The sequence below is a fragment of the Stenotrophomonas sp. SBJS02 genome, assembly GCF_020428325.2.
Lineage (GTDB): Bacteria > Pseudomonadota > Gammaproteobacteria > Xanthomonadales > Xanthomonadaceae > Stenotrophomonas > Stenotrophomonas africana.
Genome location: NZ_CP109812.1, coordinates 724,360 through 746,606, shown reverse-complemented (window position 1 = coordinate 746,606; position 22,247 = coordinate 724,360). Strand labels below are relative to the sequence as shown.

Genomic DNA, 22,247 nt, shown 5'->3' with positions numbered 1-22,247 from the left:
AGCTCAGCGTGAAACCATTGGTGTAACGGAGGTCGGCGCGCTCGATCGGCGCGTCCTGACGGTTCAACTGCGGCAGCACCTTGACGAAACGCTGCATGCGCGAGCGTGCATCGTCGCGACCGACCACCACTTCAGTGCCGTTGCTCAGCACCAGCGACCAGCTGCCACGCGCGTCCATCGTCACCCGGCGCACGTCCACGCCGGCCGGTGCGAACAATGCACGCGAGTCGCTGTACAGCTTCATCACTTCTTCGGTCTGGCTGTCCGGACCGTCCAGTTCGGGCAGCGCCAGGTCGGCCAGCTTCTTCGGCGTGGGGAACAGCTTGCCCTGCTCGGAGACCAGGCGGTCGTTGCCCCAGCGCGCGAACGGCTTGTGCTCCACCAGGGTCACTTCCAGCACGTCCGGCCACTGCTTGCGCACCTGCGCGCTTTCCACCCACGGCAGCTGTTCCAGTGCATCCTGCGCGTCCTGCAGCTTGACCGCGAAGAAGCCCGCGTGCGCGTACGGCAGCAGCACCTGCTGCAGCTGCTCGGCCGGCACCCGCTTGAACTCACCATGCACGCGCAGCTTCGCCAGCGGCCAGCGCTCGGCGCCAACCCAGCCATTGACTACGGCCACCACCGGCAGTGCAACCACCGACAGCGCCAACAGCCAGACGAAGATGCGCAGCACCGCGTTCATGCGTGCGAGGCCTCCAGGGTCTGTTCCAGCACGCGCCACACCAGCTCCTCGAAACCGATGCCGGCCTGGCGGGCCGCCTTGGGCACCAGCGAGTGGCTGGTCATGCCCGGCGCAGTGTTCACTTCCAGCAGGAAGAAATGGCCGCTGTCGCGGTCTCGCATGACATCCACGCGGCCCCAGCCACGGCAGCCGGCGGCACGGAACGCGGCCAGCGCGATGCGGCGGATCTCGTCCTCGGCGTCACCGTCCAGGCCCGGGCACAGGTACTGGGTGTCCTCGGCGATGTACTTGGCGTTGTAGTCGTACCACTGGCCCTTGGGCACGATGCGGATCGACGGCAGTGCGACGTCGCCAAGGATGGCCACGGTCAGTTCGTCGCCGACCACCATCTGTTCCATCAGCAGCTGGCCGTCGTAGCGCGCGGCCAGCGCCACCGCCTCATCCAGGCCGGCGTCGTCGGTCACCCGGCTGATGCCCACGCTGGAACCTTCGTTGGCCGGCTTCACCACCACCGGCAGGCCGAGCGCAGCGGCGTTGGCATGCACGTCTTCGGCAGTGACCTTCCGGTACTGCGGGGTCGGCAGGCCCAGCGACAGCCACACCTGCTTGGTGCGGATCTTGTCCATGCTCAGCGCCGAACCCAGCACGTTCGAGCCGGTATACGGCACGCCGAAGGCGTCCATCAGGCCCTGCACGATGCCGTCCTCACCGCCACCGTTGTGGCCGTGCAGGATGTTGAACACGCGATCGATGCCGCCGGCGGCGAGCGCCTTGGCCAGCGCCGGGATGCCGTCCACGGCGAACGCATCGACGCCGCGCGACTGCAGGGCTTCGAGCACGTTGCGGCCGGAATCCAGCGACACCTCGCGTTCGCTGGAGGTGCCACCGAGCAGCACGGCGACGCGACCGAACACAGCCGGGTCGGTCACGCGCAGCGGCGGGAAGGTCAGCGCGCTCACGCCTCGCCCTCCCCCTTGAAGCCTTCCACCGCGATGTGGGTGGCCACGGCGCCGATGTCGCCCGCCCCCATCATCAGCAGCAGGTCACCGTCCTGCAGCACGTCCGGCAGCACGCTGGCCAGCTCGGCGGCCTTGCCCACCACCACCGGCTCGCTGCGGCCGCGCGCGCGGATTGCGCGGGCCAGCGCATGCGAGTCGGCACCGGCAATCGGCTCTTCGCCGGCCGGGTAGACCTCGCTCAGCACGAGCGCGTCGACGCTGGACAGCACCGCGGCGAACTTGTCGAACTGGTCGCGGGTACGGCTGTAACGGTGCGGCTGGAAGGCCACGACCAGGCGCTTGTCGGCCCAGCCACCACGCGCGGCGGCGAACACCGCCTCCAGCTCGCTCGGGTGATGACCGTAGTCGTCGATGATGCGGACCTTGGCCCCGCTGGCGGTGGTCACTTCACCCAGATCGTTGAAGCGACGGCCGACACCGGCGAAGCTATCCAGCGCACGTGCGATCGCATCCGGTGCCACGCCCAGCTGCCAGCCCACTGCGGCGGCGGCCAGTGCGTTGAGCACGTTGTGCCTGCCCGGCAGGGCCAGCACCACTTCCTGGCTGGTGCCCTGCGGCAGGCGCAGGGTGAAGCGCATGCGCGACCCTTCCTGCACCACGTTCTCGGCGCGCACGTCGGCCTGCGGGCTCATGCCGTAGCTCATCACGTGGCGCGGGGTCTTGGCGGCCAGCGCGGCCACTTCCGGGTCGTCGATGCACAGCACGGCCAGACCGTAGAACGGCAGGCGCTGCAGGAACTCGGCGAAGGCCGCCTGCACGCGGGCAAAGTCGTTGCCGTAGTTTTCCAGGTGGTCGGCATCGATGTTCGTGATGATCGACATCAGCGGGTTCAGGCGCAGGAAGCTGCCATCGCTTTCGTCGGCCTCGGCCACCAGCCACTGCCCGCCACCCAGCTTGGCGTTGGCACCGGCAGCCAGCAGCTGGCCACCGATCACGAAGGTCGGGTCCAGGCCACCTTCGCTCAGCACCGCCGCGGTCAGGCTGGTGGTGGTGGTCTTGCCGTGCGTGCCGGCCACCGCAATGCCGCGGCGGAAGCGCATCAGCTCGGCCAGCATCGCCGCACGCGGCATGATCGGAATGCGCTGGCTGCGCGCTTCCATCAGTTCCGGGTTGTCTTCGCGGATGGCACTGGAGACCACCACGCAGTCGGTGCCCAGCACGTTGGCCGCGGAGTGGCCGCGCATGATGCGCGCCCCCAGGCCGGCCAGGCGGCGGGTGGCCGCATTGTCGGCGTTGTCCGAGCCGGATACTTCATAGCCCAGCGTCAGCATCACTTCGGCGATGCCGCTCATGCCGGTGCCGCCGATGCCGACGAAATGCACGCGCGGGAACGCGCGCACCAGGTCGTTGGTGTCGTGCAGGCGACGGATCATGCGCGGCCTCGCGCAGGGCAGGCGCGGTGGCATGCCTTCTTCATACAGCTTCCTCAAGAATGATATCGGCGATGCGCTCGGCGGCATCGACCTTGGCCAGGGCACGCGCGGCTTGCGCCATCTGCATGCGGCGGGCGGGATTTTCGGACAGATCGCGCAGCAGTGCGGCAATGCCGTCGGCCAGCGTTCCGTCCTGCTTCAGCAAAACCGCCGCGCCGCGCTCGACCAGGTACTCCGCATTGCGGGTCTGGTGATCGTCGACGGCGGCGGGGAATGGCACCAGCACGCTGCCGACACCGACCGCGCAAAGCTCGGCCAACGTCGAAGCGCCTGCGCGGCACACCACCAGGTCGGCCCAGGCAAAGGCTTCGGCCATGTCGGCGATGAACGGCGTGATTTCAGCCTGCACGCCGGCCTTGGCATAGGCCTCGACCGCTTCGGCGTGCATCTTCTCGCCACTCTGGTGGCGCACCTGCACCGGAACCCCGGCACCGAGCGCGGCGATCGCTTGGGGCACGCCGGTGTTGAGCGCACGCGCGCCCTGGCTGCCACCGACCACCAGCACGCGCAGCGGACCCTGGCGGTCGGCGAAGCGCTGTTCCGGCGGTGCGATGGCGGCGATCTCCGCACGTACCGGGTTGCCAACGAACTCCTCGCCCTTGGCGAAGGTACCCGGGAAGCCGGTCAGCAGCCGGCGCGCGTAGCGCGACAGGATGCGGTTGGTCATGCCGGGAGCGCGATTCTGTTCGTGCACCAGCAGCGGCAGGCCGTGCAGGCGCGTAGCCATGCCACCCGGGCCGGAGGCGAAACCACCGAAGGCAACCACCGCACGGGGCTGGCGCTTGCGGATGATCATGCCGGCGGCGCGCAGCGCGCGCATCAACCGCCACGGCGCGCCGAGCAGGGCCAGCTTGCCCTTGCCGCGCAGGCCGGTGATGGCCAGCGTGTCGATCGGAATGTCGTGCTGCGGCACGAGGCGGGTTTCCATCGCACCGTCGGCGCCCATCCAGGTGACCGGCACGCCACGCTCGCGCAGCACGCGGGCCACGGCCAGGCCGGGGAAGATGTGCCCGCCGGTGCCACCGGCCAGGATCATTACTGGTCGTGCAGTGTGGGTGGCCGTGTTCATGACAGCCTCCCGAAGGTCGGTTCGATGCGCGACTGCAGGCGGCTGGTGCCGCGTGCAGCATTCGGGGCAGCGGACGCGGATGCGACCGGCTCGGCGCTCATCGGTACGCTGGCGGCCACCGGCGCGGCCGGCTCGTCGCTCGGCTCGGCAGCAACGTCTTCGGCGCCACCGATGCGCACGGCCTGGCGGCGCTCGGCGCGCTTGAGTTCATAGGACACGCGCAGAAGCAGGCCCATCGCCACGCAGGTCATCAGCACCGACGAACCGCCGGAGGAGATCAGCGGCAGGGTCAGGCCCTTGGTCGGCAGGATGCCCAGGTTCACGCCGATCGAGACGAAGGTCTGCATGCTGATCCACAGGCCGATGCCGAAGGCGATGTAGCCGGAGAAGTGCCGCTTCATTTCCACGCAGCGCATGCCCAGCCAGAAGGTCCGACCGACCAGCAGCGCGTACAGCGCCACGATCACGCAGGTGCCCAGGAAGCCGAATTCCTCGGCGGTAACCGAGAAGATGAAGTCGGTATGCGCTTCGGGCAGGTAGTACAGCTTCTGCACCGAGTTGCCCAGGCCGACGCCGGTCCATTCACCACGGCCCACGGCCATCAGCGCGTTCGACAGCTGGTAGCCGTCACCCTGCTGGTCGGCCCACGGGTCCAGGAAGGAAGTGATGCGGCGCATGCGGTAGGGCTCGATGATCGCCAGCGCGCTCATGCCGACCAGGCCGATGATCACCGGCATCGACATGCGCGGCATGTTCACCCCGCCCAGCACCAGCATGCCGGCGGTGATCGCCAGCAGCAGGGTCGACGAACCGAAGTCCGGCTGCAGCAGCAACAGCACCACCAGGGCACCGGCCACGCCCAGCGGCTTGAGCATTGCCGGCCAGGTCGCATTGACCTCGTCGCGGAAACGCACCAGGTAGCTCGACAGCCAGACGATGTAGAGCACTTTCACCGCTTCGACCGTCTGGAACTTGGAGATGCCCAGGTTGATCCAGCGGCGTGCGCCGTTGACCGTGCTGCCCAGGCCCGGTGCGAACACCGCCAGCAGCAGCACGAAGCAGCCCAGCAGCAGCATCTGGTTGTACTGCTCGATGGACTTCAGCTCGGTGCGGGCGGCGATGACCGCCAGCACGATACCCACCGCCAGGAAAATCAGGTGGCGGTTGAGGTAGTAGAACGGGCTGCTCATCAAGGCGATCGAGCTGGACGCCACCATCACCACGCCCACGCCGGTGAGCGCGATGATCGCGCCCAGCAGCCACTTGTCGTAGCTGCCTTCGATGGCTTCAAGGCGTGTTGCCTGGCGGGACAGGTCGTTCATCTCAGCGCACCTTCAACGTGGCCAGGCCGATCAGCACGAGCACGACGGAGATGATCCAGAAGCGCACGATGACGCGCGGCTCGGGCCAGCCCTTCAGTTCGAAATGGTGGTGGATCGGCGCCATGCGGAACACGCGCTTGCCGGTCAGCTTGAACGAGGCCACCTGGATCATCACCGACAGCGTTTCGATGACGAACACGCCGCCCATGATCACCAGCACCAGCTCCTGGCGGGTGATCACCGCGATGGTGCCCAGCACCGCACCCAGCGCCAGCGCGCCGATGTCGCCCATGAACACCATGGCCGGATAGGTGTTGAACCACAGGAAGCCGAGGCCGGCACCGGCGATGGCCGCGCAGATGATGACCAGCTCGCCGGCGCCCGGAATCTGCGGAATCTGCAGGTAGTTGGCGAATACCACGTTGCCCGAGGCATACGCGAATACGCCCAGCGCGCAGGCCACCAGCACGGTCGGCATGATCGCCAGGCCATCCAGGCCGTCGGTCAGGTTCACCGCGTTGGAGAAGCCGACGATCCAGAAGTAGGCGATGGCCACGAAGCCGATGCCGGCCAGCGGCAGCGCGATCGACTTGAACATCGGGATGTAGAAGGTCAGCGCTGCCGGCACGTCGGCCGTGTAGAACAGGAACAGGCCCGCGGCCAGGCCGAAGATCGACTGCAGCAAGTACTTCCAGCGCGACTTCAGGCCGTTCGGGTCGCGGCGGACGATCTTGATCCAGTCGTCATACCAGCCGATGGCGCCGAAGCACAGCATCACCGCCAGCACCAGCCACACGTAGCGGTTGCGCAGGTCGGCCCACATCAGCACCGACAGGGTGATGGTGAGCAGGATCAGCGAACCGCCCATGGTCGGCGTGCCGGCCTTGGAGAAATGGGTCTGCGGACCGTCCTTGCGGATCGGCTGGCCGCCCTTGAACTGGGCAAGCTTGCGGATCATCGCCGGGCCAAGCCACAGCGACAGGAACAGGGCCGTCAGCGCGGCAAGGATGGCGCGGAACGTCTGGTAGTTGAACAGCCCGAACAGGCTCTCCAACTGCTGCAACCATCGAGCCAGTTCATACAACATGCGGGGATTCCTCTCCTTGCGCCAGCAGCGCTTTGACAATCGTGTCCATGGCGCTGCCACGGGAACCCTTGACCAGGCAGCGCACGCCGGCGTGCAGCTCGTCCTTCAGCGCCTGCGACAGCGCGTCATGGGTGGCGAAATGACGGCCGCCTTCGCCGAAGGCGGTAGCGGCAGCGGCGCTGAGCGGGCCCAGCGCATACAGGCGCTTGAGGCCAGCGGCGCGCGCGCGGAGCCCCGCCTGCGCATGCAGCGCTTCGGCGTCCGGACCCAGCTCGCGCATGTCGCCCAGCACCAGCCAGCCCTCTTCCGGCGCGGCGGCCAAGGCATCGATGGCCGCTGCCAGCGAACCGGGGTTAGCGTTGTAGCTGTCGTCCACCAGCACCGCGCCATTGCGCAGCTGATGGGCGATCTGGCGGCCCGGTACCGGCTGCGCTTCGGCCAGGCCGGCCGCAATCAGTGCCAGATCGACACCAGCCGCCAGCGCCAGGCTGGCAGCGGCCAGCGCGTTGCTGACGTTGTGGCGACCCGGCAGGCCCAGCACCACGCGGGCTTCGCCGCTCGGTGCGACCAGGGTGAACTGGCTGCCCTGCGCGCCGGCGCGGATGTCGCGCGCGGTGATGTCCGCAGTGTGCTCCAGGCCGTAGCGCAGTACGCGGCAGCGTGGCGGGGTGCCGACGAAGTGCTGTTCGAACCAGCGGCCGTAGGCATCGTCCACATTGATCACGGCCACGCCATCGGCCGGCAGCGCGGCATAGATCGCGCCCTTGGTCACCGCCACGCCGAGCAGGCTGCCCATGCGTTCCAGGTGCGCCGGGGCGATGTTGTTGACCAGCGCATAGCGCGGGCGGGCGATGTCGGTCAAATAGGCAATGTCGCCCGGCTTGCCGGCGCCCATCTCGTAGACGGCGTAGTCGGCATCTTCCGGTGCATCAATCACTGCCAGCGGCAGGCCGATCTCGTTGTTGCGGTTGCCCGGGTTGGCGTACACCACCTTGTGCGCGTGCTGGGCTACCTGCTGCAGGATCGACAGCAGCAGGCTCTTCACGCTGGTCTTGCCGTTGCTGCCGGTGATCGCGAACACCTCGGTGCCACGGTCGCGCTGCATGCCGGTGGCGATCTTCGCCAGTGCCAGTTCGCTGTCGGCCACCAGCACCTGCGGCAGTTCGATCGGCAGCAGGCGCTCGACCAGGAGCGCACTGGCACCGCGCGCCTGCGCGTCGGTGGCGAAGTCATGGCCATCAAAACGCTCACCGCGCAGCGCCACATACAGGCTGCCCGGGCCGAGGCTGCGGGTGTCATTGCTGACCGCATCGATGGCCACGTCGTCGCCGTGGATCTCGCCGCCGGCCCAGTGGGCGATCAGCGAAAGCAGGGTGCGCTTCATGCGGCGCCCTCCCCGGCCTGCGCGCTGAGCACACCGGCCTTGGCCGCCAGTGCAGCGGCGGCCACTTCGGTGTCGTCGAAGTCATGGCGCACGCCATTCACTTCCTGGTACGGCTCGTGGCCCTTGCCGGCGATCAGGATGATGTCGCCGGCACCGGCACGCTTCACCGCCAGGCCGATCGCACGCGCGCGGCTGCGCTGCACGGTCACGGCGGAGGCATCGGCGAAGCCGGCCAGGATGTCGGCCACGATCACGTCGCCATCTTCGCCACGCGGGTTGTCGTCGGTGACGATGACCTGGTTGGCCAGGCGCTCGGCAATGGCCGCCATCTGCGGGCGCTTGCCGGTATCGCGCTCGCCACCGCAACCGAACACGCAGAACAGCGCGCCGTGCAGATGGCCATGCAGGCTGTCCAGCGCCTGTTCCAGCGCGTCCGGGGTGTGTGCGTAATCGACCACCACCGTCGGCAGACCGTCTTCGCCACCCAGGCGGTTCATGCGGCCACGGATCGGCTGCAGTGCCGACAGTACTTCGGCGATGCGCGGCAGCGGCTGGCCCTGCGCGTGCAGGGTGCCGGCCACCGCCAGCAGGTTGTCCACGTTGAAGCGGCCCAGCAGCGGCGACTGTACCGCCGCGCGCTGGCCGTCGATGACCAGTTCGAAGGCAATGCCGCGGCCGTCCAGCTGCAGCGCTTCGGCGCGCACGCTGGCATCGGTGGCACCGCGCGAGCTCAGACCGATCGGCTGCACGCCCGCCGGCAGGCCGGCGAACAGCTGGCGGCCGAAGGCGTCGTCAAGATTGATCACCGCGGACTTCAGGCCCGGACGATGGAACAGCCGCGCCTTGGCCGCGCCGTAGCTGGCCATGTCGCCGTGGTAGTCCAGATGGTCGCGGGTGAGGTTGGTGAACACCGCCACGTCGTAGTGCACGGCATCCACGCGACCCTGGTCCAGCGCGTGCGAACTGACTTCCATCGCCACCACGCGCGCACCGGCGTCGCGCAGCTGCGCCAGCAACGCATGCATCTGCAGCACCAGCGGCGTGGTGAAGCCGGTCGGTTCAACCGAACCATAAAGTCCGGCGCCCAGCGTGCCGATACTGCCGCTGGGCGTTCCGAGCAGGTGCCAGGCCTGGGCCAGCAGCTGCACGGTGGAGGTCTTGCCGTTGGTGCCGGTCACGCCCACCATCGCCATCGCCCGCGACGGTGCGCCATGGAACTGGTCGGCCATCGCGCCCATGCGCGCGCGCAGGCCCGGCACGGCGATCGCATCGGCTGGGGCCGGCAGTTCGGCAGGCGCGGGCGGTTCGAACAGGATGGCGACAGCGCCCGCCGCGCGGGCCTGCTCGACAAAGCCCAGGCCATGCGCGCCGAACCCGGCGATGGCGACGAAGGCATTGCCGGGGCGCACGGCGCGGCTGTCCAGCACCAGGCCGGTCAGAACGGGGTCGTGCCCTGCAAGAGCAACGTCCGGAAGCAACTGCGAAAGCAACATCGAAGGACTCATTGCGTGCCTCCCGTAGCGGGCGGCGTCTGGGCATGCGCGCTGGGCAGCGCAGCATCGAATTCAGCGGCGGCATCCACCGGCAAGGCGGCTTCGGCCGGCGGCGCAGGCAGGATCGAGGCCGAGTGGCCGACCTTGCCGGACTGCTGCGCGGCCAGCCACGACTGCAGGTCGTCCAGCGGCACGTCCATCAGGCGCAGGGTGCCTTCCATCACGTTGTGATAGACCGGCGCCGACACCAGGCCGCCGTAGAACTTGCCGGCCTGCGGATCGTTGATGACGATGACGGTGGCGAAGCGCGGGTTGGTGGCCGGCACCACGCCGGCGAACAGCGCGTTGTAATGACCCCGCTCGTACCCCCCCGGACCGGTCTTGCGCGCGGTACCGGTCTTGCCGGCCACGCGGTAGCCCAGCACCGCCGCCTGCTTGGCGCCGCCCTGGGTGACCACCGTTTCCATCATCGCCACCACCTGCCTGGCGACGCTCTCATCGATGATCTGATGCGCTTCGTTGCGCTGGCCTTTGACGAAGGTCGGCGCGATCAGCTTGCCACCATTGGCCAGCGCCGAATAAGCGGTCGCGATCTGCAGCGGCGTCACGTTCAGGCCGTAGCCGTAGGACATCGTGGTCTTGGTGGCACCGTCCCAGTTGGCCGGGCGCCGCACCACGCCACCGGATTCACCCGGGAAGCCGCTGTGCGGCACCGAGCCGTAGCCGAAGCGGCGCACGCCGTCATAGAACACCTGGTCCGGCATCTTCGCCGCAACCTTGGCCGCGCCGATGTTGGAACTGCGGGTGATCACGCCGGTCACGTTCAGCACGCCGTTGTTGCGCGGCACGTCGCGAATGGTGAAGCGGGCTACCTGCATGTAACCCGGGTTGGTATCGATGATGGTGTCCTTGGTCACCGCACCGGCCTGCAGCGCGGTGGCGATGGTCAGCGGCTTCATCGTCGAGCCCGGCTCGACCAGATCGGTCACCGCACGGTTGCGGCGCGCATCGGGCAGCGCGCCGGTCAGCGAATTCGGGTTGTAGGTCGGCAGGTTGACCATGGCCAGGATCTCGCCGGTGGTCACGTCCATGATCACCATCGAACCGCCGGCCGCCTTGTTGGCCACCAGCGCGTTGCGCAGCTCCTTGAACGCCAGGTACTGGATGCGGCGATCGATGCTGAGGGTCAGGTCCTTGCCCGGTTCGGCGGCGCGCAGCAGATCGCTTTCGACGGTCTCGCCCTTGCGGTTGCGGATCACCCGCTTGGCGCCGGCCTTGCCGCGCAGCCATTCGTCGAACGCCAGCTCCAGGCCTTCCTGGCCGCGGTCGTCGATGTTGGTGAAGCCCAGCACGTGCGCCATCGCCTCACCCTGCGGGTAGAAGCGGCGGAACTCGCGCTGCGCGGCCACGCCCGGAATCTTCAGCGCGACCACCTTCTCTGCCTCGTCCGGATTGATCCGGCGACGCAGGTACATGAATTCCTTGTCCGACTTCTGCGACAGGCGGCTGCTCAGCTCGTCCACCGACATGCCGACCGCCTGGGCCAGCTCCGGGATGCGCTCGGGCGAACGCAGCAGGTCCTGCGGGTTGACCCAGATCGAGGCGACCGGCGTGGACACCGCCAGCGGCTCGCCGTTGCGGTCGGTGATCATGCCGCGCGAGGTCTTGATCGGCAGCTCGCGCAGGTAGCGGGCTTCGCCCTGGCGCTGGTAGAAGTCGCTGTTGATGATCTGCACGTAGGCGGCGCGGCCGACCAGCGACACCGAACACAGGCCGAGCGCCAGCGCGACCCAGCGCAGGCGCTGGCGCAGGTTGAAGGCGTTGCGCGGGCGGTTGCGGCCGGTCTTGCTCATGGCCGCACCACCACGATGTCCCCGGCTTCGGGGAACTTCATGCCGAGCTTTTCGCGGGCGATGCGATCCACCCGGTTGGCTTCGGCCAGCGTGGCCTGCTCCAGCTGCAGGCGGCCGAATTCGAGGTTGATGTCATCGCGCTTGCGTTCGGCGCGCGACAGCTCGATGAACGTCTGCCGGTGACGGTGACGCACGAACACGACGCCGATCGCCGAGGCCACGGTCGAGGCCAACAGGATGATCAGCAGCAGCCGGCTCATGCGTCGGCCTCCCGCTTCTGCGCCACGCGCAGCACGGCGCTGCGCGCACGCGGGTTGGCGGCCAGTTCCTCGTCGGTAGCCTTGATGGCGCCACCGATCAGGTCCAGTGTCGGCACGAACGCCACCGCCTCGGGCAGGCGGCGGTTGGCCGGCGGCGCCTTGGCCAGGCGGTTCATGTACTGCTTGACGATGCGGTCTTCCAGCGAATGGAAGCTGATCACCGCCAGCCGGCCACCGGGCTTGAGCCGTTCCACGGCCGCATCGAGCCCGGCTTCGAGATCGGCCAGCTCGCGGTTGATGTGGATGCGGATGGCCTGGAAGCTGCGCGTGGCCGGGTGGATCTTGTCTTTCCCACGCGGCATCACCGAGGCGATCAGCTCGGCCAGTTCGGCGGTGCGGGTGAACGGCTGCTTCTCGCGGCGGGCCACGATGGCGCGGGCGATGCGGCGGCTCTGGCGTTCTTCGCCGTAGGTCCACAGCACGTCGGCAATTTCGCGGTCTTCCACGCGGTTGATCCACTGCGCGGCGCTTTCACCGCTGTCCGGATCCATGCGCATGTCCAGCGGGCCATCCTTGCCGAAGCTGAAGCCACGTTCGGCCACGTCCAGCTGCGGCGACGACACGCCCAGGTCGAACAGCACGCCGTCCAGGCCTTCGGCCGTCGCATCCCACTGCAGCAGCTGGGCGAAGCTGCCACGGAAGATGGACACGCGCGGGTCCGGCGCAAAATCGCGCTCGGCTACGGCGATGGCTTCCGGATCCTTGTCCATGACCAGCAGGCGCCCCTCGGGACCGAGCTGGGTGAGCACGCCACGTGCATGACCGCCACGACCGAACGTGCCATCCAGATAACGTCCGTTTTCGATCACCCTCAGGCCTTCAAGGACCTGGGTGTACAGGACCGGCAGGTGCACCGCCGGCGACTGCGACACCGGAAGGTGACCGGTCTGCGCTTCTGGGCGCATCCGGGCACCCCGGCTCACAACTTCAGGTCGAGCAACCCATCACCCAGATCCTCGTCAGACAACGTCTGCTGGATCAGGGCCCGATGCGCCTGCTCGCTCCACAATTCGAACTTGTCGCCCATACCGAGCAATACCGCCTTCTTCTCAATGCCCACCGCACCGCGGTGGCTGGCGGGGATGCTGATGCGACCGTTGCCGTCCAGCTCCAGATGGGCGGCCGAGCCGACCAGCTTCTGCTGCAACAGGCGCACGACGCGCTGGGTGTTGGGCTTGGACATGACGTCGTCGCGGACCCGCTCCCATTCCGACTCTGCATACAGCCACAGGCAGCCGGCTTCGAACGGGTTGTAGGTCAGCACGAGACGGTTGTTGCTGGCGCGCGCGACGAGGTCGCGGTAAGCGGTGGGAACCGCCATGCGCCCTTTATCGTCAACTGTGATGGCCGTCTCGCCCTGGAACACGACGCGTGCACCTATCCTTCGCCCGGTGAAACATTGAACCACGAAAACCCACAAAACACCCGGATTTCCCTCTGATGCCCACCTTAGCAGCGGCCGAAGGGTTGTCAACAACTTTTCAGCGGGGAAATCGCCAGCCACATCAATGGCTTGCAACAACCTTTAGAGAATTGTTCAAGGCTTATCCACAAGTTGCTGATCCGTCTCAATTTTTGAGATTGAACGGAAGTTCAGGGCTGTGGACAGCGCGTGAAACATCGGCCGCGCATTCATCCAAAACGGGCCGGAAGCGGCGCCAGACTGCGCAAACCGTGCACAATGAGGCCATGTGCCTGCTCGCTCTTGGCTGGATGCACCACCCGCGCTGGCGGCTGGTGATGACCGGCAACCGTGATGAGTTCCACGCCCGCCCGACGGCGGCGCTGGCCCCCTGGCAGGATGAGACCTCCGTCATCGGGGGCCGCGACCTGCGCTCTGGCGGCGGCTGGGCCGGCGTCGGTGCCGGTGGACGCATGGCCGTGGTCACCAATGTCCGCGACCCGCTGGCCGCCCAGACCGGTCCTTCACGGGGTGCGCTGGTGGCAGACTTCCTGCGCGGCCGCGACCCCGCCGCCGTGCATATCGACCGACTGGCAACGGTGGCCGGCGCCTACGCCCCATTCAACCTGCTGCTGGCCGACGGCCACAGCCTGGAGTTCCTGGGCAACCACCCCGCCGAGCGGCAGAGCCTGGGCCCGGGCGTGCATGGCATGTCCAACGGTGCGCTGGACGCGCCGTGGCCGAAGACCCGTCGGCTGATGGATGCGCTGTCGGCGTGGTTGCAGGCCGGCAATGAGGACCTGACCCCACTCTGGGCCGCCCTGGCCGACGAACATCGCCCTGCCGACAGCGACCTGCCCGACACCGGCATCGGCCTGGAGCGCGAGCGCTGGCTGAGCCCGGCCTTCATCCGCGGCGACGACTACGGCACCCGCGCCAGCACCGTGCTGCTGATCGACGCCAACGGGCATGGGCAGATCCACGAACGTCGCTTCGGCCCGCAGGGCGTCGCCCTGGGCCAGAGCCAGGTCGATTTCTGACCCTGTACCTGTTTTCTGTGTCTATAAATGTCTGCACGCACGCCACACGATGATCTGGCGCGGTCCTGCCGCGCGCCTCACCGATCCACAGGGAGTCATTGATGCGCCGTGTTCTCGTACTTGTCGCCACCCACCTGCTCACTCTCGGCCTCGGCTTCGGCCTGGGCGTGTACTTCCTGCCGATCCTGATCGCCCCTGATGATCCGCCGGCGGCGCAGGTGCAGGCCGCCATGAACGACGCCACTCATCACACCACGTTCCGCCGTGACCTCAAGGGCAGCGACGCGGTGCACTGGGCCGAGGGCAAGGTCAGCGTCAGCCGGCGCCAGGTCGCGTTCGACGGCAAGATGGGCCCGGGGCCGGACTACAAGGTCTACCTCTTGCGCGACTTCGTCGACAACAAGGCCGATTTCCTGAAGATCAAGGCACAGTCCCAGCGCATCGGCGAGGTGAAGACTTTCAACCGTTTCCTGGTGGACGTGCCTGAAAGCGTCAACGTGGACGATTACACCACCGTAGTGGTGTGGTGCGAACGGTTCGAGCAGTTCATTTCCGCCGGGCAGTACCGCACGCCGGGTTGAACAACATCCCAAGCATCTGGGCGGAGAGCAGCCGAGCATGGCTCGGCTCTACAGTAGAGCCGAGCCATGCTCGGCTTACCGTAAGAAAGAGGCGGAGCCGGCCGATAAGCCGGGTTCTGTCGTGGACAGTCATTCCTCTAGGCGTTACGTCACCGCAACGCTCAAGCAACCTACCCGGATCCAACGCGGGCCGCGCCAAAGGATCCCTATTTGGTCTTGCTCCAGGTGGGGTTTGCCGTGCCGGTCTGTTGCCAGACTCGCGGTGCGCTCTTACCGCACCATTTCACCCTTACCGGCCTTCCGAAGAAGACGTAGGCGGTATCTTTCTGTTGCACTTTCCGTCGGCTTGCGCCGCCCAGGCGTTACCTGGCACCTTGCCCTATGGAGCCCGGACTTTCCTCGGCACCCCCGAAGGGATGACGCGACTGTCTGGCCGGCTCCGCCAGCGCACATTCTAGCCTACGCACGCCCTTCCTGCCGTGCTGATCGCGGCGTGCGGTTCATCCATCCACGCGGGGCGCAGATCTACCGGTTCCGCTGCTCTGGTGGGTGCGGACCTTGGTCCGCACGATCCATCAGCTGCCGTACAACGCCTTGCGCGGTGCGCCGGTCAATTCAGCCGCCAGCTTCGCCGCGGTCGACGGCGGCAGATGCTCGCTCAGCTTGGCGTAGACGCGGCGGCCATGCGCCAGCTGCGCTTCCTCATCGTCGCCGGCGCCCTGCACCATCACCACGAACTCGCCCTTGCGCTGGTTCTCGTCGGCTTCCACCCTGGCCAGCAGGCCGGCCAGATCGCCATCCAGTACGGTCTCGAACAGCTTGGTCAGCTCGCGCGCCAGTACTGCCGGGCGCTCGCCACCGAAGATCGCCGCCATGTCGGCCAGCGACTCGGTGATGCGGTGCGAGGATTCGTAGAACACCATCGTGCGCACTTCACCGGCCAGCGCCTGCAGGCGGTCGCGGCGTCCGCTGGCCTTGGCCGGCAGGAAGCCCTCGAAGCTGAAACGGTCGCTGGGCAGGCCGGCCACGCTCAGCGCGGCGATGGCGGCGCAGGCACCGGGAATCGGGCTGACCTTGATGCCTGCCGCGCGCGCGGCACGCACCAGGCGGAAACCCGGATCACTGACCAGCGGCGTACCCGCATCACTGACCAGCGCCAGCGACTCGCCGGCCTGAAGGCGCGAGACCAGGCGCTGGGCCAAGGCTTCCTCATTGTGTTCATGCAGGGCCACCAGCGGCTGCTGGATGCCAAAATGGGACAGCAGCTGGCCGCTGCGGCGGGTGTCTTCGGCACAGATGGCCGCCACCGAACGCAGCACCTCCTGCGCGCGCGGGCTCAGATCGGCCAGGTTGCCGATCGGGGTGGCGACGACGTACAGGGTTGGGACACTCATTTCAGCGGTACTCACGGGGCAAGGGTAGAATCGTAGCGTGTACCCGGCCAAGGCCGCTGCCCTCATCGCATGGACCCGATCATGAACAAGCCCGCCGCACGGATCTTCGCCCTGTCGCTGTCGCTGATGCTGCTGGCCGGCTGTGCCACCACCAGCCTGACCAGCGCGCCCGAATCGCCGGCTCAGAGCCAGGCGCTGGCGCTGATCGAACAAGGCAAACCGCGCGACGCCGCCCTGCAGCTGGAAGCGCTGGCCGCAACCCTGAAAGGTGGCGCCCGCAGCAACGCCCTGGCCGATGCCGCCTGGGCCTGGCACCTGGCCGGCGACAGTGCCCGCGCGCGCAGCCTGCTTGGCCAGCTCACCGCCCGCCAGCTGTCCGGCGCCAGCCTGCAGCGCTACCAGCTGACCGGCGCCGAGCTGGCACTGGCCGACAAGCAGCCGGCGCAGGCCCTGGCCCTGCTGAAGGAACAGGGCGACAACGTCTTCCCCGCGCTGCGCACGCGCTGGCACGTAGCCCGCGCCAACGCGCTGCAGGGCACCGGCGATGCCTTCGGTGCCGCCACCGAGCGCGCCCGCGCCCATTCCAGCCTGACCGGCAGCGCGCGCAGCGAGAACCAGGCTGCAATCTCCGGCCTGCTCGGCACCCTCGACGATGCCACCCTGCGCAGCCGTGCCGCCGCACTGCCGGCCAACGATCCGCTGTACAACTTCGCCGGCCGCGCGCTGATCGCGCGTGGCCTGCCGCTGCCGCGCCCGTTCGACCGCGATGGTGCAGCCCAGTTCGATACCAGCAAGCGCCCGCCGGCGATGAGCGACGGCTACCGTCCGCCGGCCAAGCTGGCGGTGCTGCTGCCGCTCAGCGGCCGCCTGGCCACCGCCGCGCAGCCGGTGCGCGATGGCCTGCTGAGCGCCTACTACGGTGAAAGCCGCCGCCGCCCGGACATCAACTTCTTCGACACCGCCGGCACCCCGGCTGGTGCCCTCGCCGCCTACGACAAGGCCGTCGCGTCCGGTGCCGACTTCGTGGTCGGACCGCTGGGCCGCGACGAAGTGGACGCCGTGTACGGCCGCCAGCAGCTGCAGGTGCCGGTGCTGGCGCTGAACCGCGGCAAGGACGCACCGCCGGCCGGCAGCGCCGGCTTCTCGCTGGCACCGGAAGACGACGGTATCGTCGCCGCCGAATACCTGCGTGGCCGCGAGCGTGGCAAGGCGCTGGTGATCAACAGCGCCGACGACACCGGCCGCCGTGCCGCCGCGGCCTTCGCCCAGCGCTTTGCCCAGCGTGGCGGCCAGGTGGTGGCCACCCTCGGCGTCAGCGACGCGGTTGGCGATATCGGCGCGCAGGTGCGCAATGCCGGCCAGGTCGATGCCGTGTTCCTCGCCGTGCGCGCCCCGCAGGCCCGACTGCTGGCGCCGCAGCTGGCGCTGGCCGGTGCCGGTGGCGCCACCCGCGTCGGCACCTCGCAGCTGACCGTCGGCAGCGGCAAGGTGGAAGAAGACGTGGCGCTGGACGGCATCGTCTACCCGAACGAAGCCTGGAACGTGCGCAGCGTGTCCGGCCTGCCCTCGGCCAGCCAGGTGGCCAGCACGCTGCCCAGCGCACGCGGTGCGGCCGGCCGCCTGTTCGCCTTCGGCGCCGATGCCTGGAAGATCACCGCCTACCTGGACAAGCTGTCCAACGAGGGCGGCCTGGACGGCGCCACCGGCACCCTGTTCCTGGACAGCAACGGCAACATCCTGCGCCAGCCGGCATGGTCCACCTTCAATGGCGGCCGGCCGATGCCGATCGTCGGTGGTCGCTGAGCGCAGCCAACGGGGCTCGGCGGTGGAAGCCGCCGCCGAGCAGCATCTGCAGCAGGCCGGACTGCAGCCGCGCGCGCGCAACGTGCGCTATCGCGGCGGTGAACTGGACCTGGTGATGGACGATGCCGGCACCGTGGTGTTCGTGGAAGTACGCTATCGCGCGCGCTCCGATTTCGGTGGCGGCGCCGCCTCGGTGGATGCGCGCAAATGCCGGCGCCTGGCGCACGCCGCGCAGCTGTACCTGCAGGACAACCCCGCGCTGGCCAATGCGCCCTGCCGTTTTGATGTGGTTGACGCCACGGGCGAGCCGCCGCAGCTGCGGTGGCTGCGTGATGCGTTCCGGCTGGATGACTGCTGATGTGTACCGTCCGCCTTGGTAGAAGCCGACCTTGGTCAGCGCTTCTGTGCCAACCAAGGTTGGCACCTACCAGAGCGCAGCCTGGCCGGCACGACCACGGTGCGTGACTGATGCCTTCGATCATCACTCATGCCGCCGTGCCGCTTGCGCTGTGGTGCGCCGCTGATCGCGGCCGCATCCCGCCGCGCCTGCTGGCCGCCGGCGTGATTGCAGCGATGCTGCCGGATGCCGATGTGCTGGCCTTCGCGCTGCACATTCCCTACGCCGATGCGTTCGGCCATCGCGGCGCCAGTCATTCGCTGCTGTTTGCCGGCGTGCTGGCAGCATTGGCTGCGGCGTTGGCGTTCTTTGGTAGTCGCCGACCGTGGTCGGCACCACACAGCCCCGGTAGTCGCCGACCTTGGTCGGCGGTTTCGTGCCAACCAAGGTTGGCACCTACCAAGGCAGGGCCAACGGTAACATCGACCCTACAAGCTGCGGTGTTCGTCTTCGTCTGTGCTGCCAGCCACCCACTGCTGGATGCGATGACCTCCGGCGGCCTCGGCGTCGCCCTCACCTGGCCTTGGAGCGAACACCGCTTCTTCGCCCCGTGGCGACCGATCCGCGTTTCACCCTTCGCCCCACAGTTCTTCAGCGCGCGCGGCGTGGCCACCCTGCTCTCTGAACTGCGCTGGGTGTGGCTGCCGTTGGCTACCGCCGTCGTCGCCTGGAAACTGATCCAACCCGCTCCTGTTACCCCACGAGATCCGTCATGAGTCCTGCCCTGCCTGCTGCCCTGGTTGCCGAACTGTCTGCCCTGCTGGGCGCGGAGGGCTGGCGCATGGATGACAGCGCACTGGAGGCCAACGCACAGGACAATTCCTGGCGCCATCAACGCCCTGCCGCCGTCGCGCTGCCCGCCAGCATCGAACAGGTGCAGGCACTGGTGCGCGCCTGCCGTGCACATCACGTGGCGCTGGTCGCACGCGGCGCCGGTACCGGCACCACCGGCGCGGCGGTGCCGCTGCCCGGCAGTATCGTGCTGTCGTTCACCCGCATGGACCGCATCGTCGAGATCCGCGCCGGTGACCGCTGCGCCGTGGTGCAGCCGGGCGTGCTCAACGGAACGCTGCAGCAGGCACTGGCACCGCACGGGCTGTTCTGGGCACCGGATCCTTCCAGCGCGGAGATCTGCAGCATCGGCGGCAACCTCGCCTGCAATGCCGGCGGCCCGCGCGCGGTGAAGTACGGCACCAGCCGCGACAACGTGCTGGGCCTGGTGGCGGTGACCGGTACCGGCGAGGTGATCCGCTGCGGCGGTGCCTACACCAAGGACTCCACTGGCTACGATCTGACCCACCTGCTGGTGGGCAGCGAAGGCACGCTGGCACTGATCGTGGAAGCCACGTTGAAGCTGACCCCGCTGCCGGTCAGCCAGGCTGGCCTGCGCGTGCTGTACCGCGATGCCGATGCCGCCGCCGCTGCCGTGTCGCGGCTGATGTCGCAGCCAGTCGTTCCCACACGCCTGGAATTCATGGACGCACGCAGCCTGGAGCTGTTGCGCCTCAACGGTGCCGACGTACCCGACGCTGGCGCGATGCTGCTGGTCGAAGCCGATGGTGACCACGACACCCTGCCCTATCTGCTGCAGGCCCTGGCCAGCGCCGCTGAAGGCGACGGCATGATCGAACTGGACGTAGCGATGGAAGGCCGTGCGCGCGACCAGCTGTGGGCCGCGCGCAAGGCACTGTCGCCAGCACTGCGGACCGTCGCGCCCGGCAAGATCAATGAAGACGTGGTGGTGCCGGTGTCGCGCATTCCGGAACTGGTAGCCGGCGTACAGGCCTTGGCACGCGACTACGCACTCACCATCGTCACCTTCGGCCATGCCGGCAACGGCAACCTGCACGTCAACATCCTCTATCACCCGGACGATGCCGACGAGAACGCGCGCGCGCATGCCGCACTGCCGAAGATCTTCGAGCTGACGCTGTCGCTGGGCGGAACGCTCTCCGGCGAGCATGGCATTGGATTGGCCAAGCGCGATTTCATGGCCAAGGCGTTCAGTGCGGAAACGCTGATGACGATGCGCGCGATCAAAGCCGCATTGGACCCGGATGGCATCCTCAACCCCGGCAAGGTGCTGCCGCCGGCGTGAGGTTCCGTGTGGAGCCAGGCGTAGGCTCGACTCCACAGGGCAGGGTGAACTTCTTCTGTCGTGACTGCCCCGCCCAGGAACGACAGGCTGCCCGCGCGTAGACGGCCGCTGCAATAGCCGCCGCGCAGGCTCTTGAAGTCAGGCATCCTGCAACAGCACCCTGCGGTGGATGATCAGGCCGTCAACAGCCTGCCTGCTGGAGATTACGCACCATGCTGCAACTGCAAGACATCGAGCTTCACTTCAACGGCCGCGCGCTTTTCAGCGGCGTGGACCTGCGACTGCCCGCAGGCGCGCGTGTCGCGCTGATCGGCAACAACGGTACCGGCAAGAGCAGCCTGCTGCGGATGCTGGCCGGACAGGCAGCGCCCAGCGCAGGACAGATCCACTGGCGCGACGGGGCATCCGTTGCCTACGTGCCGCAGCACGTGCTGGACGGATCGGCGCGCAGCGGCGGCGAACAGATGCGCCATGCCCTGGCGCGTGCGCTGGATGCAGCTCCGGATGTGCTGCTGCTGGACGAACCCAGCAACCACCTGGACCGCAGCGCACGGCGCTCGCTGCTGGCCCGGCTACGCCAGTACCACGGCACCTTGGTGATTGCCTCACACGACACCGCCCTGATCGAGGCGCTGTGCGGCACGCTGTGGCATATCCACAACCAGCGTATCGAGGTCTTCCAGGGCCGCTACCACGACCACCAGCTGGAACTGCAGCGCCGACGCGACGCGCTGGATCGTACGGTGCGCGACCTCGACCGCGCGCAGTCGCAGGCCCACGACGCTCTCATGCGCGAACAGGAACGCGCCGCCTCCTCACGCAAGCGTGGCGCGGTGAAGGTGGAGCAGCGCAAATGGGGCACGGTGCGCTCGGCCACCAAGCTGGAGCGCGGTAACACCACGGCGGGACAGAAGCGCCAGCAGATCCGAGACGTGCAGGAAGACATCGCCGAGCGCCGCCGGCAGCTGCAGCGCGACGAGCTCATCGCGCAGCGCTTCCAGCTTCCCGCGGGCTGGCGACGGGAGGGCGTGGTGGTGCAGGTCACCGACGGCGCATGCGGCTACCACGCGCCCCTGGTCGTGCAGCAGCTGCAGGTACGCCTGGAGGTGGGCGACTGCCTGGTGGTGACCGGCGACAATGGCAGCGGCAAATCCACCTTCGCCCGCGCATTGCAGGGTGCCACCGATGTCCAGCGTGAGGGCGACTGGCTGCTGCCAGCGGCGGAGCAGGTCGCGCTGATCGACCAGCACTACGATGCACTGCCGAGCGCGCTGACGCCGGTGCAGGCGATGGCCGCATGCCAACCCCAATGGACCCCCTCCGAATGCCGCCTGCATCTGGCCGACTTCCTGTTCCGTGGTGAGGCTCCGGCGCAGACGACCATCGGCCAGCTGTCAGGGGGCGAACGCGCACGCCTGGCGATGGCCCTGATGGCGGCCCACCCGCCCACCCTGCTGATACTGGACGAACCCACCAACAACCTGGACATGAGCCTTCGTGCCCATCTGCTGCAGGTCCTGCACGCCTACCCGGGCACCCTGGTCGTCATCTCCCACGATGAGGGCTTCATCCAGTCGCTGCAGCCCACGCAGCAGTTGGATCTGCCGGCCGGCAACGGTGCCGGCGCACGCTGAATCCTCAAGCAACGCAGGAAGCCGATCGCGACACTTTGCAACAAGTTGCATGGGACTGCGACACCTGAGCCGGAACAATTTGAGTCGAAGTGGACATGCCCGGTCGTCTTTGGCATAGCATCGCCGACAGATCAAGCCACCCGGATGAGATGGGGGACGGCCGATGACGCGGCTGTCCAAACTAGACACATTCGTCCGATCAGGAGTGATCCATGCGCCGTCATTCTGCACGTCCC

Annotated in this window: 19 protein-coding genes, 1 other RNA gene and 1 pseudogene; 7 read left to right on the top strand and 14 right to left on the bottom strand. The window is 68.0% G+C overall.

Annotation, left to right across the window (positions count from 1 at the left end; translation table 11 throughout):
- Positions 1-7: 7 nt before the first annotated feature.
- The 12 genes and pseudogenes from FQS62_RS03370 to FQS62_RS03315 all read right to left on the bottom strand — a co-directional run.
- Positions 8-682, bottom strand: a pseudogene (locus FQS62_RS03370) (cell division protein FtsQ/DivIB); the annotation flags it as partial.
- Positions 679-1,641 carry a D-alanine--D-alanine ligase gene (locus FQS62_RS03365; protein ID WP_208043846.1) on the bottom strand — a complete coding sequence of 321 codons (963 nt, stop codon included), beginning with the start codon at positions 1,639-1,641 and terminating at the stop codon, positions 679-681. The gene FQS62_RS03365 and the pseudogene FQS62_RS03370, both read right to left, overlap by 4 nt.
- Positions 1,638-3,074: a UDP-N-acetylmuramate--L-alanine ligase gene (murC, locus tag FQS62_RS03360; RefSeq protein WP_208043845.1), complete on the bottom strand. Its 1,437-nt coding sequence runs from the start codon at positions 3,072-3,074 to the stop codon at positions 1,638-1,640. The genes FQS62_RS03365 and murC overlap by 4 nt, the downstream gene beginning before the upstream one ends.
- A gap of 40 nt (positions 3,075-3,114) precedes the next feature.
- Positions 3,115-4,203, bottom strand: coding sequence for an undecaprenyldiphospho-muramoylpentapeptide beta-N-acetylglucosaminyltransferase (gene murG / locus FQS62_RS03355; protein WP_049448919.1), 1,089 nt, complete (start codon positions 4,201-4,203; stop codon positions 3,115-3,117).
- Positions 4,200-5,525 (bottom strand): putative lipid II flippase FtsW, encoded by a 1,326-nt coding sequence (ftsW, locus tag FQS62_RS03350; protein ID WP_049448918.1) that lies wholly within the window; start codon positions 5,523-5,525, stop codon positions 4,200-4,202. Before ftsW ends, murG begins: the two co-directional genes overlap by 4 nt.
- 1 nt (position 5,526) lies before the next feature.
- Positions 5,527-6,612 (bottom strand): phospho-N-acetylmuramoyl-pentapeptide-transferase, encoded by a 1,086-nt coding sequence (gene mraY, locus FQS62_RS03345; RefSeq protein ID WP_010481929.1) that lies wholly within the window; start codon positions 6,610-6,612, stop codon positions 5,527-5,529.
- Positions 6,602-7,996: a UDP-N-acetylmuramoyl-tripeptide--D-alanyl-D-alanine ligase gene (gene murF, locus FQS62_RS03340; protein WP_208043844.1), complete on the bottom strand. Its 1,395-nt coding sequence runs from the start codon at positions 7,994-7,996 to the stop codon at positions 6,602-6,604. The genes mraY and murF overlap by 11 nt, the downstream gene beginning before the upstream one ends.
- The gene (locus FQS62_RS03335; protein ID WP_208043843.1) at positions 7,993-9,501 is read right to left on the bottom strand and encodes a UDP-N-acetylmuramoyl-L-alanyl-D-glutamate--2,6-diaminopimelate ligase; all 1,509 of its coding nucleotides are present in this window, start codon (positions 9,499-9,501) and stop codon (positions 7,993-7,995) included. Before FQS62_RS03335 ends, murF begins: the two co-directional genes overlap by 4 nt.
- A complete protein-coding gene (locus FQS62_RS03330; RefSeq protein ID WP_057501031.1) occupies positions 9,498-11,342 on the bottom strand; it encodes a peptidoglycan D,D-transpeptidase FtsI family protein in 1,845 nt (614 codons plus the stop codon). The genes FQS62_RS03335 and FQS62_RS03330 overlap by 4 nt, the downstream gene beginning before the upstream one ends.
- Positions 11,339-11,602 (bottom strand): cell division protein FtsL, encoded by a 264-nt coding sequence (gene ftsL / locus FQS62_RS03325; protein WP_005408074.1) that lies wholly within the window; start codon positions 11,600-11,602, stop codon positions 11,339-11,341. The genes FQS62_RS03330 and ftsL overlap by 4 nt, the downstream gene beginning before the upstream one ends.
- Complete coding sequence (gene rsmH, locus FQS62_RS03320) at positions 11,599-12,567, bottom strand: 16S rRNA (cytosine(1402)-N(4))-methyltransferase RsmH (RefSeq protein ID WP_019661066.1); 969 nt, start codon at positions 12,565-12,567, stop codon at positions 11,599-11,601. Before rsmH ends, ftsL begins: the two co-directional genes overlap by 4 nt.
- Before the next feature lie 14 nt (positions 12,568-12,581).
- Positions 12,582-12,983, bottom strand: a complete 402-nt coding sequence (locus FQS62_RS03315) for a division/cell wall cluster transcriptional repressor MraZ (RefSeq protein ID WP_008266948.1) — start codon at positions 12,981-12,983, stop codon at positions 12,582-12,584.
- 368 nt (positions 12,984-13,351) lie between these two features.
- Between FQS62_RS03315 and FQS62_RS03310 the strand changes: the two genes are divergently transcribed.
- Complete coding sequence (locus FQS62_RS03310; protein ID WP_088480326.1) at positions 13,352-14,104, top strand: NRDE family protein; 753 nt, start codon at positions 13,352-13,354, stop codon at positions 14,102-14,104.
- Between the two features lie 101 nt (positions 14,105-14,205).
- The gene (locus tag FQS62_RS03305) at positions 14,206-14,685 is read left to right on the top strand and encodes a DM13 domain-containing protein (RefSeq protein ID WP_208043842.1); all 480 of its coding nucleotides are present in this window, start codon (positions 14,206-14,208) and stop codon (positions 14,683-14,685) included.
- An 89-nt stretch (positions 14,686-14,774) separates the two neighbouring features.
- On the opposite strand, the gene rnpB is transcribed toward FQS62_RS03305, so the two are convergent.
- Positions 14,775-15,126: RNase P RNA component class A (gene rnpB, locus FQS62_RS03300), an RNA gene on the bottom strand.
- 134 nt (positions 15,127-15,260) lie between these two features.
- On the bottom strand, positions 15,261-16,079 hold the full coding sequence (rsmI, locus tag FQS62_RS03295) for a 16S rRNA (cytidine(1402)-2'-O)-methyltransferase (RefSeq protein ID WP_046982693.1): 819 nt from the start codon (positions 16,077-16,079) through the stop codon (positions 15,261-15,263).
- 81 nt (positions 16,080-16,160) lie between these two features.
- On the opposite strand from rsmI, the gene FQS62_RS03290 reads away from it, so the two are divergent.
- The 5 genes from FQS62_RS03290 (at position 16,161) to FQS62_RS03270 (ending at position 22,011) form a co-directional block, all read left to right on the top strand.
- Positions 16,161-17,882, top strand: coding sequence for a penicillin-binding protein activator (locus FQS62_RS03290; RefSeq protein WP_208043141.1), 1,722 nt, complete (start codon positions 16,161-16,163; stop codon positions 17,880-17,882).
- Positions 17,872-18,240 (top strand): YraN family protein, encoded by a 369-nt coding sequence (locus tag FQS62_RS03285; protein ID WP_170272468.1) that lies wholly within the window; start codon positions 17,872-17,874, stop codon positions 18,238-18,240. The genes FQS62_RS03290 and FQS62_RS03285 overlap by 11 nt, the downstream gene beginning before the upstream one ends.
- A gap of 110 nt (positions 18,241-18,350) precedes the next feature.
- On the top strand, positions 18,351-18,995 hold the full coding sequence (locus tag FQS62_RS03280; protein WP_049448899.1) for a metal-dependent hydrolase: 645 nt from the start codon (positions 18,351-18,353) through the stop codon (positions 18,993-18,995).
- Positions 18,992-20,377, top strand: coding sequence for an FAD-binding oxidoreductase (locus FQS62_RS03275; protein WP_208043140.1), 1,386 nt, complete (start codon positions 18,992-18,994; stop codon positions 20,375-20,377). The genes FQS62_RS03280 and FQS62_RS03275 overlap by 4 nt, the downstream gene beginning before the upstream one ends.
- Before the next feature lie 212 nt (positions 20,378-20,589).
- Positions 20,590-22,011: an ATP-binding cassette domain-containing protein gene (locus FQS62_RS03270; protein WP_208043139.1), complete on the top strand. Its 1,422-nt coding sequence runs from the start codon at positions 20,590-20,592 to the stop codon at positions 22,009-22,011.
- Positions 22,012-22,247: the final 236 nt, after the last annotated feature.

Excerpts from the sequence above, each read along its gene's own strand:
- murC (WP_208043845.1), bottom strand. The coding sequence starts at position 3,074 with ATGATCCGTCGCCTGCACGACACCAACGACCTGGTGCGCGCGTTCCCG.
- murG (WP_049448919.1), bottom strand. The coding sequence starts at position 4,203 with ATGAACACGGCCACCCACACTGCACGACCAGTAATGATCCTGGCCGGT.
- ftsW (WP_049448918.1), bottom strand. The coding sequence starts at position 5,525 with ATGAACGACCTGTCCCGCCAGGCAACACGCCTTGAAGCCATCGAAGGC.
- mraY (WP_010481929.1), bottom strand. The coding sequence starts at position 6,612 with ATGTTGTATGAACTGGCTCGATGGTTGCAGCAGTTGGAGAGCCTGTTC.
- murF (WP_208043844.1), bottom strand. The coding sequence starts at position 7,996 with ATGAAGCGCACCCTGCTTTCGCTGATCGCCCACTGGGCCGGCGGCGAG.
- FQS62_RS03335 (WP_208043843.1), bottom strand. The coding sequence starts at position 9,501 with ATGAGTCCTTCGATGTTGCTTTCGCAGTTGCTTCCGGACGTTGCTCTT.
- FQS62_RS03330 (WP_057501031.1), bottom strand. The coding sequence starts at position 11,342 with ATGAGCAAGACCGGCCGCAACCGCCCGCGCAACGCCTTCAACCTGCGC.
- ftsL (WP_005408074.1), bottom strand. The coding sequence starts at position 11,602 with ATGAGCCGGCTGCTGCTGATCATCCTGTTGGCCTCGACCGTGGCCTCG.
- rsmH (WP_019661066.1), bottom strand. The coding sequence starts at position 12,567 with ATGCGCCCAGAAGCGCAGACCGGTCACCTTCCGGTGTCGCAGTCGCCG.
- FQS62_RS03315 (WP_008266948.1), bottom strand. The coding sequence starts at position 12,983 with ATGGCGGTTCCCACCGCTTACCGCGACCTCGTCGCGCGCGCCAGCAAC.
- FQS62_RS03310 (WP_088480326.1), top strand. The coding sequence starts at position 13,352 with ATGTGCCTGCTCGCTCTTGGCTGGATGCACCACCCGCGCTGGCGGCTG.
- FQS62_RS03305 (WP_208043842.1), top strand. The coding sequence starts at position 14,206 with ATGCGCCGTGTTCTCGTACTTGTCGCCACCCACCTGCTCACTCTCGGC.
- rsmI (WP_046982693.1), bottom strand. The coding sequence starts at position 16,079 with ATGAGTGTCCCAACCCTGTACGTCGTCGCCACCCCGATCGGCAACCTG.
- FQS62_RS03290 (WP_208043141.1), top strand. The coding sequence starts at position 16,161 with ATGAACAAGCCCGCCGCACGGATCTTCGCCCTGTCGCTGTCGCTGATG.
- FQS62_RS03280 (WP_049448899.1), top strand. The coding sequence starts at position 18,351 with ATGCCTTCGATCATCACTCATGCCGCCGTGCCGCTTGCGCTGTGGTGC.
- FQS62_RS03275 (WP_208043140.1), top strand. The coding sequence starts at position 18,992 with ATGAGTCCTGCCCTGCCTGCTGCCCTGGTTGCCGAACTGTCTGCCCTG.
- FQS62_RS03270 (WP_208043139.1), top strand. The coding sequence starts at position 20,590 with ATGCTGCAACTGCAAGACATCGAGCTTCACTTCAACGGCCGCGCGCTT.